Origin of the sequence: Glycomyces albidus (assembly GCF_009451885.1) — a bacterium.
GTDB classification, from domain to species: domain Bacteria; phylum Actinomycetota; class Actinomycetes; order Mycobacteriales; family Micromonosporaceae; genus Glycomyces; species Glycomyces albidus.
On sequence record NZ_WIAO01000007.1, the window covers coordinates 36,639 to 51,346 of the forward strand.

Annotated in this window: 14 protein-coding genes; 7 read left to right on the forward strand and 7 right to left on the reverse strand. The window is 71.2% G+C overall.

The window, feature by feature from the left end:
- The first annotated feature begins 175 nt into the window (after positions 1-175).
- Positions 176-1,051 (forward strand): NAD(P)-dependent oxidoreductase, encoded by an 876-nt coding sequence (locus GFD30_RS08005; RefSeq protein WP_153024671.1) that lies wholly within the window; start codon positions 176-178, stop codon positions 1,049-1,051.
- Positions 1,052-1,325: 274 nt separating this feature from the next.
- Positions 1,326-3,932, forward strand: coding sequence for a DNA/RNA non-specific endonuclease (locus GFD30_RS08010; protein ID WP_153024672.1), 2,607 nt, complete (start codon positions 1,326-1,328; stop codon positions 3,930-3,932).
- A gap of 275 nt (positions 3,933-4,207) precedes the next feature.
- Here GFD30_RS08010 and GFD30_RS08015 read toward each other — a convergent pair whose 3' ends face one another.
- The 3 genes from GFD30_RS08015 to GFD30_RS08025 form a co-directional block, all read right to left on the reverse strand.
- A complete protein-coding gene (locus GFD30_RS08015; RefSeq protein WP_153024673.1) occupies positions 4,208-4,732 on the reverse strand; it encodes a hypothetical protein in 525 nt (174 codons plus the stop codon).
- A 309-nt stretch (positions 4,733-5,041) separates the two neighbouring features.
- Positions 5,042-5,530: a MerR family transcriptional regulator gene (locus GFD30_RS08020; RefSeq protein WP_153024674.1), complete on the reverse strand. Its 489-nt coding sequence runs from the start codon at positions 5,528-5,530 to the stop codon at positions 5,042-5,044.
- A 9-nt stretch (positions 5,531-5,539) separates the two neighbouring features.
- The gene (locus tag GFD30_RS08025; protein ID WP_153024675.1) at positions 5,540-6,391 is read right to left on the reverse strand and encodes an SDR family NAD(P)-dependent oxidoreductase; all 852 of its coding nucleotides are present in this window, start codon (positions 6,389-6,391) and stop codon (positions 5,540-5,542) included.
- Positions 6,392-6,822: 431 nt separating this feature from the next.
- Here GFD30_RS08025 and GFD30_RS08030 point away from each other — a divergent pair, with 431 nt between their 5' ends.
- The 3 genes from GFD30_RS08030 to GFD30_RS08040 all read left to right on the forward strand — a co-directional run bounded on the left by GFD30_RS08030 (position 6,823) and on the right by GFD30_RS08040 (position 9,012).
- Entirely contained in the window at positions 6,823-7,329 is a 507-nt protein-coding gene (locus GFD30_RS08030) for a DUF4383 domain-containing protein (RefSeq protein ID WP_153024676.1), read from the forward strand.
- Between the two features lie 144 nt (positions 7,330-7,473).
- The gene (locus GFD30_RS08035) at positions 7,474-8,079 is read left to right on the forward strand and encodes a ribosomal protein L7/L12 (RefSeq protein ID WP_227995950.1); all 606 of its coding nucleotides are present in this window, start codon (positions 7,474-7,476) and stop codon (positions 8,077-8,079) included.
- 192 nt (positions 8,080-8,271) lie between these two features.
- Complete coding sequence (locus GFD30_RS08040; RefSeq protein ID WP_153024678.1) at positions 8,272-9,012, forward strand: class I SAM-dependent methyltransferase; 741 nt, start codon at positions 8,272-8,274, stop codon at positions 9,010-9,012.
- Between the two features lie 52 nt (positions 9,013-9,064).
- On the opposite strand, the gene GFD30_RS08045 is transcribed toward GFD30_RS08040, so the two are convergent.
- On the reverse strand, positions 9,065-9,499 hold the full coding sequence (locus GFD30_RS08045) for a DUF418 domain-containing protein (RefSeq protein ID WP_153024679.1): 435 nt from the start codon (positions 9,497-9,499) through the stop codon (positions 9,065-9,067).
- Between the two features lie 180 nt (positions 9,500-9,679).
- Between GFD30_RS08045 and GFD30_RS08050 the strand changes: the two genes are divergently transcribed.
- Positions 9,680-10,282 (forward strand): class I SAM-dependent methyltransferase, encoded by a 603-nt coding sequence (locus GFD30_RS08050; RefSeq protein ID WP_153024680.1) that lies wholly within the window; start codon positions 9,680-9,682, stop codon positions 10,280-10,282.
- Positions 10,283-10,303: 21 nt separating this feature from the next.
- Here the strand turns inward: GFD30_RS08050 and GFD30_RS08055 are convergent, their stop codons facing one another.
- Entirely contained in the window at positions 10,304-10,882 is a 579-nt protein-coding gene (locus GFD30_RS08055) for a hypothetical protein (protein ID WP_153024681.1), read from the reverse strand.
- 196 nt (positions 10,883-11,078) lie between these two features.
- Between GFD30_RS08055 and GFD30_RS08060 the strand changes: the two genes are divergently transcribed.
- Positions 11,079-11,618, forward strand: coding sequence for a DinB family protein (locus GFD30_RS08060; protein WP_153024682.1), 540 nt, complete (start codon positions 11,079-11,081; stop codon positions 11,616-11,618).
- Between the two features lie 127 nt (positions 11,619-11,745).
- On the opposite strand, the gene GFD30_RS27815 is transcribed toward GFD30_RS08060, so the two are convergent.
- Together GFD30_RS27815 and GFD30_RS08070 are read right to left on the reverse strand one after the other, a co-directional pair.
- Complete coding sequence (locus GFD30_RS27815) at positions 11,746-14,325, reverse strand: caspase, EACC1-associated type (protein ID WP_153024683.1); 2,580 nt, start codon at positions 14,323-14,325, stop codon at positions 11,746-11,748.
- A 6-nt stretch (positions 14,326-14,331) separates the two neighbouring features.
- Positions 14,332-14,706 carry an effector-associated constant component EACC1 gene (locus GFD30_RS08070; RefSeq protein WP_153024684.1) on the reverse strand — a complete coding sequence of 125 codons (375 nt, stop codon included), beginning with the start codon at positions 14,704-14,706 and terminating at the stop codon, positions 14,332-14,334.
- Positions 14,707-14,708 lie beyond the last annotated feature (2 nt).

The following is a 14,708-nucleotide window of genomic DNA, read 5'->3' on the forward strand; positions in this document are numbered from 1 at the left end:
TCCCGCAGGTTTGACCTGCGTCACTGTCGGCGAGCCCCAGACCCCCCGCGGCCATTTTTCGAACCTCGAAGTAAGTAGCCCCACCTGGAAGTGCGGTCTTGCCGAGCCTGCCCGGGACGACCACCATTGAGTTCACAAGCGAACCAATGAACCATCACTTACCAAGGGGCACAACATGTCTGCTAAGAAATCCGTCTCCGTCCTCGGCCTGGGCCCGATGGGGCGGGCCACCGTCAAGGTCCTGCTGGAGGCCGGCTACGACGTCACCGTCTGGAACCGGTCCAGGCCCAAGCTCGACGCCATCGCCGCACTCGGCGCGAAGCCGGCCGACACCGTCGCCGAGGCCGTCGCCGCCAACGACGTCGTCCTCCTCTCCCTGATCCACTACGACGCCATGTACGGCGTGCTGGAGCAGGGCCCAGCCGACCTCACCGGCAAGACCATCGTGAACCTGTCCTCGGACTCGCCCGAGAACACCCGCAAGGGCGCCGAATGGGTCACCGGGCGCGGCGGCGAATTCCTCACCGGCGCCTTCATGACCCAAAGCGACGACCTCCACCACGCCGCCTCCCGCCTCTACGTCAGCGGCCCGCGGCCGCTCTACGAGGCGCACCGCGGGCTGCTCGAGACGATCGTCCCCGGTCTCGAGTACTTCGGCGACGACTACGGACTGGCCCAGCTGTACTACCAGGCCGCACTCGCGCAGTTCCACGCGTTCCTGACGTCGCTCGAACAGGCCGTGGCGATCGTCGACGCGGCGGGCGGCGACGTCGACCGGTTCATCTCGCTCGCGATCGGGACCGCGCAGGGCAACGGCGACTTCATCGCCTACTTCGGGCCGTTGACCAAGCAGGGCGGCTGGGGCGACATCGCGAACCTGAAGATGATGCACGCCGGCGCCCAGCACGTCATCGACGCCGCCGAAGAGGTCGGCGTCAACGCCGACCTCACCCGCACCATCCAGTCCTTCTACCAGCGCGCGCTGGACGCCAGCGAGCAGGCGGGGACCCCCGTCCCCGTCTACCGCATCCTGCGCGGCCAGAACGCCTAGGAGTGATGCGCGCGGAGGCCGGCCGGTCACCCGACCGGTCGCCCTCCGCCTACAGGGCCCATTGCCGGTCGGCGTCGGCCCGGCAGGTGGACTGCTGTCGGCGGGCACTGTCGGCGGTCGAGGCGCCGATGACCTCGATGCACTTGCCCCCGAGCGGCGGGCGACGAGCCACCCCGCGCACGCGATGACGAGGTGATGATCCACCTGAGACCGACCGGGGATGTGCGGCGCGACGCTGGCGGCCACTGACGTCGAACCTCCGGAGGACCACACCATGTACGCGCCATCACCACCGGTCCGTCCCCCTCGCCCGCGCTGGTACGAGAACCCGAACATCATCATCCCCGTCGGCATGACCGCCGCGCTGGCGGCGCTGTTCGCCGCCGTCACCGTCGTCATAGCGATCAACGACTCCCGCACCGGCACACTCGGCAACGACCCCGCCGCGAGCTTCGCCGAGGCCGACGCCGTCGACTTCGGCTACACCTACACCGCCCCTGACGGCACCCGATCCGGCGGGCAGTTCACCGTCACCGCCGACGGGTACGCGGCCGGGTCGGTCACCGACTCCACCGCCGGGTCCGCGACCGTCCACACCACGCCGGACGGATCGGCCGTATGGGGGGACGAGAACTGGTGGGCACGCCGCCAGCCGGCCCTCGCCAGCCATGTCAAGGACCAGTGGGTGCAGGCCGAGCACGGGACCGCGCTCCCGATCGACCCGGCCGCCGAGTTCACCCCGGCCGCCCTTGCCGACCTCGTCCGGACCATCGACGACCACGGCACGGCCGAGCCCGACGTCACCGTGCACCAGGGGACGGCGGTGACCGCGAAGACGTGGCAGGACTGGACCCTCGTCCGCACCAGGACCCTGCCCGCCGACGTCGTGTCCCTCTCCGGTCCGATCGATCCGGGCATGTTCCACACGGCCGCGGCGCCGCATGCCACCGTCGAGGCGGTACCGGCCGTATGGGACGGCGACCCGGATACGTTCCATCCGCAGACCGGCGGCAGTGCCGGGGTCCTCGTTCTCGAAACGCCGGCACCGGCGCCGCCGGGGGCCGCGGCCACCACGAAGGACACGACCAGGACGACGCTCGGCGGCGACACCGACGCTGCGACCACGACCCCGCCTCGCGGCGAAGCCGACATCGAGCTGCCTCCGGACCTCGCCTCGTTCGTCACTCCGCTCCCGGCCTTCACCGGAACGATCAACGCGAGCACCTGCTCCACGCCGACCTGCACCTGGTCGGCGACCGTCCAGAACATCGGAGACGGACCGGGCGAGGCGACCGCGACGGTTTCCGCCACTCCCGGGATGGGCTCGCAGACGATCCCGCTCGGCACCGTCCAACCGGGAAGCTCCGCGTCCACCGGGTCGTTGAGCTTCGCGAACCCCGCCCCCACCCCGCAGCCCGGCCAGACCACATCGGTCATGGTCACCTACTCGCTCGTGATCTACTCGCCGCAGATCGCCGGCCAGAACGCACCCCGCTATCGCGAACTGGTCGACCGCCTCGGCGGTTACACGATCCAGCCGCTTCTGGACCAGATCATGCAGCAGCTCGACACCGGTCTGAAGGACGCCGCGGTAGAAGCGATGCACTCGATGCTCGATGCGGAGGTGGCGCCCGAAGAAGTGCTCTCGGCGCTCGACCAGGCCGGGCAAGCCGACCCCGCCCGAGGCGAATACTCCGAGGCGCCCCTGCTGCGGCAGCTCGCCGCGGCAGGAGACCGGTTCGCCTCGTGGGCCCCGATCGCCGACCAGTTGACCACCGTCAGCCCGATCGAGCTGCCGTACTACCTCCCGGGTCTGGAAGCCGCCGCGCAGGAGCTGGCCCACCCCGCCTCGCCGACCGTCGCACTCACCTACACTCCAGGGTCCGACGGCGCACCCGCGGAGGCGGTCGTCGTCAGTGAATACCCTGATCAGGTGCGATGCACCGGCATCATCACCGCCGGAAGCGGCGGACTCGGCGCCGCCGTCGACCGGGGGGCCGCGATCACCGAGGACGCCGTCGACGACTGTCCCGCCACGGTCCGCATCACGATCCCCGAGACCGAACCGCTGACGACCGCGACGCCGCGGGAACTGCTCGAGCGTCTGCATGTCGACGCACCGGATCTCGCCGTCTGCCGAGGCGGAGGCGGATTCGAAGGCGCCACCGTCGTCAATCAGACCGGTGAATGGTCCTGGACGGCGCCGGAGATCTGCACAGCGAGCCTCGACGAGGTGAACAGGGAAGCCCTCGAGAGCTTGAACGAGCTTCCCCAGTCAGTGCGCGACGAGTTGAAGAACGCGAGCATCGTCACCCTCGACGCGGCGGGTGCCGTCACCGCGATCAACTGGGACGACCCCGACCGGCCCTGCAAGTCCGAGATCGTCAACCCCGACGCAGAGGACGTGCCCTTCGGCAGCGGAAACGACCGGAAAGGCGGGCCGCGGGCGGTCGGCGGATACGCGTACCTCTGCGCGCCGCTGAACGCCGGCCAAGGGCCGCAAGTGGACCCGTGGGACTACCCGGCGACCGAGAGGCGCACCCCGGGGAACGGCTGGGTGTTCGCACGCTGCCATCTCGTGGCCGACATCCTCGGAGGACAGGGGAACGGCGACAACCTGGTCACCTGCTACCACGGCGGCACCAACCTGCGCATGGAATGGTTCGAGCGGAAGGCGAGGGACTCGGTGACGGCCGAGAGCCACATGCTCTACATCGCCAGACCCGTCTACTACGGACACTCGGACGACCCGAACTATCCGCCGCTGGGGGCGATCCAACTCATCGCGATCTCGAAATGGGTGGTCATGGAGTACGTCTACATCAATTCGCCCGAAGGACTCTATTGGAGCGACAGGTTCGTGGAAGCCGACGTGCCGTAGCGCTTCGGTCCAGCAGTAGCGGGCAGTGAAGCGGCTCGGCACCGTCGGCCGGGCCGCGCTCGGCACGTTCCCCGAGGGCGCGCGGGCCGTCCCGGACCGTTCGCCGGAGGAATTCGGGGGCAAGGGGCTCGCTTCCCGGCCGGCCCGGCCGGGAAGCGAGCCCTGTGAGCCCGTTTCGCGCCGCGATCACCACCGTGGTCCGCGCGTCGAGCATCGGGCCGCGGTGCCCCGACCCCCGGACACGCACTTGGGGGAGCGTGATCCCCGCTCCCAGGTCACCCGGTGGACGCGTCGGGTCGGTCGGACTGTGGTCCGACGGGGCCTCGTGCTTCGTTCCATGAGGCGAGTACCTCGGATACGTGGGCGCGACTGACGCCCAGGCGCGATGCGACCTCGGCTCGGATCACCGCACAGGACCGGGGCCGGTCGCTCTCGGCATCGGTCGCGCCCGGTGCGGTGTGCTTCGCAGCGCTGTGGGCGTACCGGCTGAGTTCGCCCACGATGATCGGGACGGCGCAGATCAAGAAGTCGCCGCCGGAGTCCCGGTCGAACCGGTCGATCGCGTGGACGAGGGCGATGGCACCGACTTCCATCAGGTCCCCGTGGTCGGCGCCCCGGAGGCCCGCATACCGGTCTACGGCGTGCTCGACGATCGGCATATAGCCCGTGATCAGGCGTTCACGGCAGCGCCGCCACTCGGGATCGTCCTCGTCGAGTCGGGCGAGCTCGCCGAAGAGGGGACGAAGCCGGTCGAACTCGTCCGGGGCACGATCGCGGTGCCGATCGCCGCGCTCTGGCATGAAGGGATCCTCGTCCGCACCGCCAGCGGCCTCGAACTCCGTCTCCGCCGGCGCCCGACTCCGGCACCGCGTGAGCGGCGGCCGGCGGGTCGGGCGGGCGATTCGAGAGGGAGATGCCGTGACGGTGAACCGGAACGAATGAACCGGCTCCCTTGCGCCTGGAAATCCTCTGACGCGCTTCGTGTATTGCAGTTGCCTGGGAAAACTAGCGTACGGGCGAGGTCAATGGACTTGCCACGTTCTCAAGCGTGAGTGTCGCCTCGCACAACCCGGCGACCGTCCGCGGACCGCCGGTGGCGGTCTCGCGACTCACTCCGACGACTCCGCGTCGACCGCGTCCGGTGCCGCCCTGCCCCCGTAGGTGGCGATCTTGAACTCGGTGGCGGCGAGGGACAAGGTGAGCTCGCGGATGCGGCGGCGGAGGGTGTCGCGGTGCTCGATGAGCATGTCGAGGCGTTCGGGGACGGTGTCGTCGCCGGCGTCGGCGAGGGCGATGTAGTGCTGGAGGTCGCGCATCGGCATGCCCGACAGGCGCATCCGGGTGAGGAACACGAGCCGGCGGACGGCGGCGGGGTCGTAGACGCGGTGGCCGAGGGCGTCGCGGGAGACCTCGACGAGGCCGGCGCGCTCGTAGTAGCGGAGCGTGTGCGCCGAGACGTCGAGGAGCTCGGCGACTTCGGCGATGGTCATCGACTCGGCGAGCGCGCCGGGATCGGTGACGCGCTGGATCGCCTCGACCGAGAGCGGGTCGTCGCCGAGGAGTTCGAGCGCGCGGTGCAGGAGTTCATCGGTGGCCATGGTTCGAACCTAGACGGGCCGGACCGAGGGCGCGACGCCTTCGAAGTCGGCACTGCGGGCGAGGTCCGCGAGGCGGACGACGCCGTCGAGGTCGCGCTGGTAGGCGGCGTAGAGGCGCTGGACGGCCTCGGCGCCGAGCGGGAGGCGCAGCGGCAGGTCGTCGGTGGCGACGAGGTCGGTGATGATGCGGGCGGCCCGGTCGGGGTCGCCTTCCTGGCGGCCGGCGACGTCGGCCATGTCGGAGCGGATCGGCGCGAGGGCCCCGTAGGCGTCCGCGGTGTCGGTGAACTCGAGCGCGGAGTGGAAGCCGGTGCGGAAGCGGCTCGGTTCGACGATCATGACGCGGATCCCGAACGGGGCGACCTCGCCCGCGAGGGACTCCGACCAGCCTTCGAGGGCGAATTTCGAGGCGGAGTAGGCGGAGACGCCCGGGAAGGAGGTCCGCCCGCCCTGGCTCGACATCTGGACGATCGTGCCCGAGCCCTGGGCGCGCATCGCCGGGAGCACGGCGCGCGCGAGTGCGGCGGGCCCGAACAGGTGGAGGTCCATGAGGTCGCGAAGCTGCCGGTCGCCGACCTCTTCGACGGCGCCGACGACGGCGCGGCCGGCGTTGTTCACAAGGACGTCGACGCGGCCGAACCGGTCGAGCGCGGTCTGGACGAGGCCGGGTGCGGCGGCGGTGTCGGTGACGTCGTAGTCGACCGGGAGGAGGCGGCCCGGATGTGCGGCGGCGAGGCCGGCCATCCGGTCGGGGTTCCGAAGCGCGGCGACGACGTTGTGGCCGTTCGCGAGCGCGGCGTTCGCGAGGGACCGGCCGAGGCCGCTTGCGGTGCCGGTGATGATCCAGGTCGTTGCTGTCATGGCGACGACGCTACGGGTTCGAGCGCGCTCGAACGCAAACCCGAGTGAGCGGCGACACGGGCACCGCCGGTGGAACCGCTCCTGAGCCTGCGCCTCGACCCGGTCGGTCCGCGATGCGTGGGCGGCTCGGGGCGGACGGTCGTCGAGCGGTCGCCCGACGATGCCCGGCCGTCGACCCCGCCCTCGTCATCACCTCAGTACCGGTGTTCGAACTGCTCCTGCGATCGGCGACAAGGTTGCGAGACCCCCGTCGTTCATCGCAGTCGCTCCGGCGGCTCGGTCGTCCGGCGGCGGGCGCCGCGGGCGAGGGTGTCGCCCGGGGGCGACGGGGTATCCGGCACCGGACCTCGCCGCGCATCGACGGACGCTCGGCCCGCCGCCGCCGCGGGCGGCGCGGTGACGGCTCGAGACGGATGAAGGAGGCGTGAGCCATGGACATCGGATCGAAGTCCCCGCCCGGGTATTTCTGGTACGAAGTGGAACGGCGGCGCACCACCGCCGTCCAGGACGGCGCCGCCGGGACCGGTTGGATGCTCCTGCTGTTCGGTGTGATGGGCTTCGTCCCGCTCTCCACACCGGGCCTGTCCGGGATCAGCTTCGCCGGGACCGAGACCTCCGCCGAGCTCTTCGGCGTCTTCGCGGTCACGGTGCTCTCCAACCTCGTCCACCTCTCGGGCGGGGTGGTCGGGCTCGTGGCGTCCTTGTCGGTCGGGTCGTCGCGCTGGTACCTGCTAATCGGCGGCGCCTGCATCGTCGTGCTGGGCGTGTACGGGCTCTTCGCGGACGCGGTCGGCGCCGCCCGATTCCTGCCGGCCGACGTGTGGACCGGCGTCCTGCACCTGGGCCTGGGCTTCCTCATGATCGTGCTCGGCCTCGCATTGACCGCCAGGTTCCCCGGAGAGAGCGAATCGCGCGGCGACGGTGAGCGGCCGAGGTAGTGGAGCGCGAAGGACCGCTCGCCTGAGCGACCCGCGCGGCTCCGGGCGCTCCGAACGCATCGAACGGCGGAGCCGCGACCGACCCGGCTCACCCGGGTGCGGCACGGCCACTGGCCGTGGCGGTGACGCGGCAGAATGGCCGTCATGAATCGTGACCCCTCCTTCGCGCTGGTGGCATTGGCGCTGATCCTGGTAGCCGGTACGGCGGCGGCGATCGTGGCCGGGATGCGGGCCGACCGCCGGAATGCGCGCGGCGGCGGCACCGCCTCGTTCAGCGCCGGGTCGGTCCGTGAAGGCACGTGGTCGCTCGTCCTCGACGCCGTCGGCGCCAAGCCGATTCAGGTCATCAAGGAGATCAGGGTGATCACAGGTCTGGGCCTTGCCGAAGCGAAGCACCTGGCCGACCGTGCCCCGTCGACCGTCCTGGACGGCGTCGACCACGCGTCCGCCGGTGCCGCTCACCGGTTGCTCGCCGAAGCGGGTGCCACGGTGCGGATCACCGAGGCCACCGCCTCCGCGAGCGCCGCCCCTGAGGAGACCTTTGCCGTCGTCATGGACGCTTCGGGCGGCAGGCGAATCCAGGTGATCAAGGAGATCCGGGCGCTCAGCGGCTCGGGCCTCGCCGAAGCCAAGGCGCTGACCGACCGGATGCCGTCGACGGTCCTCTCCGGGGTGGACCATGCGACCGCGACCGCCGCGCGGCACAGGCTCACCGAGGCGGGTGCGTCCGTGCGCATCGTGGAGGCATGAGCCGGTGCGGTACCCGCGAACGCGCCGGCACGGCGGTCGCGTTCGCGAGTGGAGGGTCCGGGCGGAGTCCCGCAGACCTTCGCGGGCCGCACTGGCCAGGCCCTGCGCGGTCTTCCCGATGCGGTTGGCGGAACCCTTCGAATTCCTTGGTGCGCATGCTCTTCGACGGACTCGCCATGCCAGGATGGACCGATGTCCATCGATCGAGTGCATGCATCCGGATCAAGCGACCGGACTCCGACCACCGACTATGACGGCTTCGCCGAGGCGTACGCCGCCGAGACGGAGTCGAGCCTCCTCAACGGCTACTACGCGCGGCCCGCGATCCTGGATCTGGCCGGGGACGTGGCCGGGAGGCGGGTCCTCGACGTCGGCTGCGGTGCCGGGCCGCTCTTCGAGGCCCTCCGCGACCGGGGCGCCGACGTGACCGGCATCGACCCCAGCGCGAAGATGCTGGAGCTGGCCGGCAGGCGGCTCGGCGACGGCGCGGCGCTCCTGCAAGCGGACCTCAACGATCCGCTGCCCTTCCCCGACGACGCGTTCGACGACGCCGTCGCATGCCTGGTCCTGCACTACCTGGAGGACTGGACGGCGCCGCTCGCCGAGCTGCGGCGCGTGCTGGTGCCCGGCGGCCGGCTCATCGCGGCCGTCAACCACCCCTTCATTTACAAGGTCGCTTACCCCGACCGCGACTACTTCGCGACCCACGAGTACGCCGAGGAGTACACGTTCAGCGGCCAGAGCGCCGTGCTGAAGCTCTGGCACCGGCCGCTGCCCGCGATCACCGGCGCGTTCACAGAGGCAGGGTTCCGGATCGCGGTCGTCAGCGAGCCGCGTCCGGCCCCCGGCGCCCACGAGCGGTTCCCCGACGAGGTCAAGACTCCCGACTCGGCGTTCCTGTGCTTCCTGTTCTTCGTCCTCGAAGCCGCCTGAAGGCCGTCCGAGCCGGGGTCGATCGCCGGGCCGCGGGTGAACGCGTCCTGCGCTAGGTGCGGTCGATCATGCGGCGAACCAGCGCTTCGAGCGGGCCCCGGTGGCCGGCGCGGCGCATCCATTCGGCCAGGAGCACCGAGACCGCCCATATCGCTGCGGCCACGGCGAAGCTCGCGGCGAAGCCGATCGCGTCGTGCAGGCCGAGGGCGAACGGGTAGAACAGCACCACGAAGACGACCGACTGGAGCACGTAGAACGTCAGCGAGCGCTGTCCGAGCGCGGCGGTCGCGGCGGCCAGGGGGCCGGCGCCGCGCCCGGAGCGTTCGATGCGGATCGCGACCAGGGCGACGACGGCGGTGAGGCCGAGGCCGCCCGCGTAGCCGCCGAGCGTGTGCACGACCGAGGTCGCATCGCCAGACCGGTGGCGTCGGTCGTCCACACGTCGGCGAGCAGGAGCGTGAACGGCAGCCGGGTCGCGAGTGAGCATCCCGGCTCATGCCAAGCGGCCCAACGGCCTCCGGTTCCGAACCGCGCCCAGACGGCCCGATTTGCGGTTCCGGCAAGAAAACTTGCCGCGATCGGAGTGCGGCGGCGATGATGGCGGACGACGCCGCAGCCGCCCGGCCGGCGGACCACAGTGGAGATCTCGGCAAGGAGAGCAGAACGCATGGACGCACACGACTGGGACGAGCGCTACCGCAGCCGCGACCGCCTCTTCAGCGGCCGACCGAACGGCGTGCTCGTCGCCGAGGCCACCGGTCTCCGCCCGGGGCGGGCCCTCGACGTCGGCTGCGGCGAAGGCGCCGACGCGATCTGGCTGGCGCGCCGGGGCTGGCAGGTGACCGGCATCGACATCTCCGCAGTGGCGCTCGAACGCGCTGCCGCCGCCGGCGCGGACCTGGACGGACGTGTCACCTGGACCCAGGGCGACCTCACCGTCGCGCCGCCCGCGAAGGCCGCGTTCGACCTCGTGTCAGCCCAGTACTTCCCGCTCCCGAAACAGCCGGGCCACACGGCGCTGCACGGCCTGCTGGAAGCCGTGGCCCCCGGCGGCACGCTCCTGGTCGCCGGTCACGACCTCGCCGACCTCGGGCACCTGCGCGGCGAAGGCATCGACCCCACCGCCTTCTACCAGCCGTCCGAGATCGCCGGACTCCTCAACGGCGAGTGGGTCGTCGAGGCCGACGAGACCCGCGCCCGAACCGCGCCGGCCCCGCCCGGCACGCACCACCGGCACGACACCGTCCTGCGGGCCCGGCGCCTCGGCTGACGATCCGCGGCCGGAAGCACCTCAGCACAGCTCAACGCTCGCGAAGACGTCGCCGATCTCGCCTCGCGCGTCATCGAGGTCCAGGTAGTCGAATCCGTACAGCACTCCCGCACGGCCGGCGTCCACGGCGACGACGAGCAAGCGGACATAGGCGCCGCCGTGCACCGGGTCGGCGGCGGTCAACTCGATCTCGTGCGCGGCGCGCCCTCCGATGTCCACGGACTCCGACCGAAGGACCGTGAACGCCGTCGAAGCGGACAGCATGTCTCGCGGCAGCTCGACGGCCATCGACTCCGCCAGCGCTCCGAGGTCCCCGCCGGGCGCGAACTCCTCGCCGAACCCGCCCACGAACGGCCCGAGCAGCCCCGCGTCCGCAGCGGACGTGAACCGCTCGGCGCGGTCGTAATCGGGAAGCTCCTCCCAGCCCGCCGGCAGCTCGTAGGAGAGCCCGGCGGCATCGTCCTCGACCCGTTCGGCCTCCGGCAGCAGCCACCGGACCGCCGCCACCGCGAGCAGCGCCACCGCGGCGACGAGCGCCGCCCAGACGATGATCCTGCGCCGCGATCGAAACGCGCCCGTGCGAGTACTGGTGTCGGCCATGGCGTCGGCTTTCGTTCAGGGCGGATGCTGGTGCCAACATAGCAGCGCGCCAGACGATCGAGCCCATGCCGGCGGCGGCCCCCGGGGACGCCGGTGCAGAAGTCGCGGTCGGCGGTGCCGGAGCGCATCCGGTCCCCGGTCGTTCCGAGCGGGCGACTCCGTTGCCGCGCGGCAGGCGGTGGTGCAGGATCGGGCCATGACACCCGAGCAGTTCCCCGATCCCGGCGTCCGCCCGCGTACCGAACCGCCCGGGCAGGCCGGGGAGCGCGAGACGCTCCTGGGCTTCCTGCGCTGGCAGCGGGAGACCTTCGCCTGGAAATGCGCCGGTCTCAGTCCCGAGCGGCTGGCTTCGCGCTCGGTCGCCCCTTCCGGCCTGTCGCTGCTGGGCCTGGTGCGGCACCTGGCGGACGTCGAGCGCGGGTGGGTCCGGGGCCGGATCGCCGGGGACGTGAGCGAACCGCTCTACTGGCGCGTCGACGACAACGACGCCGACTTCAACGAGGCCGTGGGCACGCCCGAGTGCGTGGAGCAGGCATGGGCGGCGTTCTGGGAGGCGGCGGCCTTCACCGACCGGTTCGTGCCGGCGGCTCCGAGCCTCGACGTCACGTGCGACGACAGCCGGCGCGGCACGCTGTCGCTGCGCTGGGTCCTGCTCCACCTGATCGACGAGTACGCCCGCCACAACGGCCACGCCGATCTGCTCCGCGAGCGCATTGACGGCGCGGTCGGCCGATGACGCCGCGGACGACTTCCCAAGCGGCGCATATCAGGCGGGCCGAGGTGTCACCGCTCGCGCGAACGGCGTCGGGATGACCGTATCGCCGGCAGGGCGCAAGCCGAGCCGAACGAATGTCTCTTGTGGATCACCGCGCCGGTGGACGGTGTTCCGGAGCCGGGGCTGAAGCGACCGCGCCCGGGGCGTTCCGGAGCCCGCCGTGCGACCGCAGGTACGCTTCGGCCCGCTCGATCGTCCGGCGGTCCACCGAGGCGTGCACCTCGTTCGGCGGCCCGCCATCGGAGGCGGAGTCCAGCTCCGTGGCCGTCAAGTGAAGATGCTTATTGGCGTCGATGTCGACGCTCACCTCGATCAGCGGGACGCCTTGGGGTCTCGGGACCAGGCCGGTGAGCTCCAGCAGCGCGAGCGGCCGTGCGTTCTCGGCCGGGCCCTTCAGATCGCCTTCCACGAAGAGCAGCGCCGCCGTCGGCTGGCCGTCCTCGATCGTGGTGACATAGGACGACACCTTGGTGGGCACGATGGTGTGCTCCGCCAGAACCGGCTTCAGGACGCCGTAGTGCAGCAGGACGCCGACCCCCGCCAGGTTCGTGTCGAGGAGCAGGCCGTCCTTGTACGAGCCGAGGAGGGTGCCGGCGACGAGCGCGGCCCCAGTGGCGATGCCTTCGGGGATCAGGCCCCGGTACACCTTCGGGCTGCCCGTCACCGACCTGACCATCGGCTCCAGCGCGGGCATCCGCGACGCCCCGCCGGTGAGGATGACCTGATCGATCACGCCCGGCTCGATTCCGGCGTCGTCCAGCGCCCTCTGGACGGGACGGCGGCACCGGTCGAGCAGCCCGAGCGTGCCCCGCTCGAACTCGCTCCGGGTCACGGTGCGATCGAAGTGGTAGGGCCCGGCAGGACCGGTCGCGAGGTACGGCAGCAGCACTCTTGCGCTCGCGGCCGAGGAGAGTTCGATCTTCGCCTTCTCCGCGGCCTCCCAAAGCCGTTGCGCGACTTCGGCATTGGCCGGGAGGTCGACCCCCTCCGAGCGGGCGAGGCCCCTGAAGTGCGCGACGAGCCACCGGTCCCAGTCGTCGCCGCCGAGGCCGCCGTCGCCGGTGGTCGCCTTGACCTCCACCACCCCGTCCCCGATCTCGGCCAAGGTCACGTCGAGCGTGCCGCCTCCGAGGTCGAAGACCAGGACGGTCCGCTCGAGGTCCTGGCGCATCCCGAGCGCCATGACCGCCGCCGTGGGCTCGTTGTAGAGCCGCATCACCTCCCATCCGGCTTCGGACGCGGCCTCGACCAGCTCGAGCTGCTGCACCCGGTCGAAATCGGTCGGCACGGTCACGATCGCGTTCTTCACCTCGTGCCCGAAGTAGTCCTCCGTGTCGCGGTGGAGTTGCGCCAGGATGAGCTCGGTCGCCTTGCGGGCGTTCAATTCGACGCCGCCGCGCTCGATGCTCCAGCCGGTGCCGAGCTTGAGCTTGACCGATCGGGCCGTGTAGTCGGGATTGGCGATCATCTGGCGCAGTGCGGGGTTGCCGACCAGCACCGAGCCGTCGCCGGCGATCGCCACCAGGCTCGGCGTCGACCGGTATCCCTCCCGGTTGGGGATGATCCGGGCGTCCTCGCCGTCGTAATAGGCGACGGACGAGTTGGTCGTGCCGAAGTCGATGCCGACCGCGATCTTGTCGGCCGCACGCTGCCGGGACCCGTGACCGCCCTGCGCCCGTCGCGGACCGGGGATCTCGCCCAGGCCGCGCTCGTGCCAGAGGGCGCGGGCCCGGTCGGCGATCTGCGGGTCGGGGTCCTCCATGAAGCGCAGCAGGGCCGCCTCCGCCCGCTCCCGCTTGTCCTCGTGGACGCTGCCGAGCTCGGTCTCCAGTGCGAAGAGCGCACCGACGCGCCTCCATACGTTCGCGTCGTGCGCCGCCCCGGCGTCCGCTTCCGAGCGGCGCCTCCCCTGACGAGGATTGCGGGCGAGGTAGAGCACCCCTTGGATGTTGTCGACGCTCAGCGTCGGCGTCTGCCCCTCGACCGCTTCCTTGACCTGCTCGTGAATGTGCTGGAAGAGTTCGTGGACGGAGATTCGGCCGTCGCCGTCCCGGTCGGCGGAGCCGTCGCCCAGTCCGTTCACGAACGCCTTCGTGAACACCGAGGGGCTGGCGGCGTTCCGGCTGGACCTGATCTGCTCATCGGACTCGTGCGCGTACTGCAGCGATGTCGAGGCGGTGATCACCGCCCTGCCGCTGCCGTTCATCGGCTCGGTGACGTCGACTTCCGGGGTCGTGGTGGAGCGGCGCGCCCCGCCGACGACGAACGCCCCGCTGTAGCAGCAGTCGAGCGTGACCACGATGCGCTTCGAGCGGCTGCGGGTCATCCAGTCGCTGACCATCTCGGCCGCGATGGCGGTCGCCCCTGGATATGCGCGCTCGGTGTCGCGCATGACGAAGTGGAGCCGGTTGTAGAGGTCCTTCCAGCCGTGCACGGACAGATGGAGCAGCAGCAGGTCGTCGGGTCCCGCGCTCGCGAAGAAGCCCTCCAGCGACCGCATCGCCGCCCGCTGCGAGACGTCCACCAGGGACGTGACCTCGAATCCTCCGATCGCGGGATCGGCGAGCACCGCCTCCAGGGCCGCGGCGTCGGCGGCGGCCGCGGGCAGCGTCGAGAAGTGCTCGTCGTCGTAGGTCCCGTTCGCGATGATGAGCGCGCGCTTGGCCACGGGCGCTCACTCGCTGTGGCGCGCGAGGAACGCTTCGACCAGCCGCTCCTGCTGCTTCGGCGATACGCCGGTCAGCTCGATCTCGTCGTCGCCGAGCTTCACCCGGACGGCGCCGGAGCGCCGGCGCCGCAGCCAGTCCTGCAGCAGGCCGATCAGCGCCGGGACGGTCGCGCCCGCCCCGCCCACCGCGACGAGGAGCGTGCCCAGCTCGAACCCGCCGACGCCGCGGACCCCGTCCGGAGCGGACCGGGCGGGACGCTGGAGGTCCTCCAGGTCGAGCTCGTGCAGCTCCGCGATGAGCGACTGGAGATCGGCTTCGAGCTGCTCGGCGTCGTCGCCGGTCTCGAGTACGAGTTCGACCATGGGACGGGCGGGCTGCATGG

What these genes read in the sequence shown, in the direction of transcription:
- GFD30_RS08010 (WP_153024672.1), top strand. Translation starts at nt 1,326, where the DNA reads ATGTACGCGCCATCACCACCGGTCCGTCCCCCTCGCCCGCGCTGGTAC.
- GFD30_RS08050 (WP_153024680.1), top strand. Translation starts at nt 9,680, where the DNA reads ATGGACGCACACGACTGGGACGAGCGCTACCGCAGCCGCGACCGCCTC.
- GFD30_RS08015 (WP_153024673.1), bottom strand. Translation starts at nt 4,732, where the DNA reads ATGCCAGAGCGCGGCGATCGGCACCGCGATCGTGCCCCGGACGAGTTC.
- GFD30_RS08060 (WP_153024682.1), top strand. Translation starts at nt 11,079, where the DNA reads ATGACACCCGAGCAGTTCCCCGATCCCGGCGTCCGCCCGCGTACCGAA.
- GFD30_RS08020 (WP_153024674.1), bottom strand. Translation starts at nt 5,530, where the DNA reads ATGGCCACCGATGAACTCCTGCACCGCGCGCTCGAACTCCTCGGCGAC.
- GFD30_RS08055 (WP_153024681.1), bottom strand. Translation starts at nt 10,882, where the DNA reads ATGGCCGACACCAGTACTCGCACGGGCGCGTTTCGATCGCGGCGCAGG.
- GFD30_RS08040 (WP_153024678.1), top strand. Translation starts at nt 8,272, where the DNA reads ATGTCCATCGATCGAGTGCATGCATCCGGATCAAGCGACCGGACTCCG.
- GFD30_RS08070 (WP_153024684.1), bottom strand. Translation starts at nt 14,706, where the DNA reads ATGCAGCCCGCCCGTCCCATGGTCGAACTCGTACTCGAGACCGGCGAC.
- GFD30_RS08030 (WP_153024676.1), top strand. Translation starts at nt 6,823, where the DNA reads ATGGACATCGGATCGAAGTCCCCGCCCGGGTATTTCTGGTACGAAGTG.
- GFD30_RS08045 (WP_153024679.1), bottom strand. Translation starts at nt 9,499, where the DNA reads ATGCTCACTCGCGACCCGGCTGCCGTTCACGCTCCTGCTCGCCGACGT.
- GFD30_RS08035 (WP_227995950.1), top strand. Translation starts at nt 7,474, where the DNA reads ATGAATCGTGACCCCTCCTTCGCGCTGGTGGCATTGGCGCTGATCCTG.
- GFD30_RS08025 (WP_153024675.1), bottom strand. Translation starts at nt 6,391, where the DNA reads ATGACAGCAACGACCTGGATCATCACCGGCACCGCAAGCGGCCTCGGC.
- GFD30_RS08005 (WP_153024671.1), top strand. Translation starts at nt 176, where the DNA reads ATGTCTGCTAAGAAATCCGTCTCCGTCCTCGGCCTGGGCCCGATGGGG.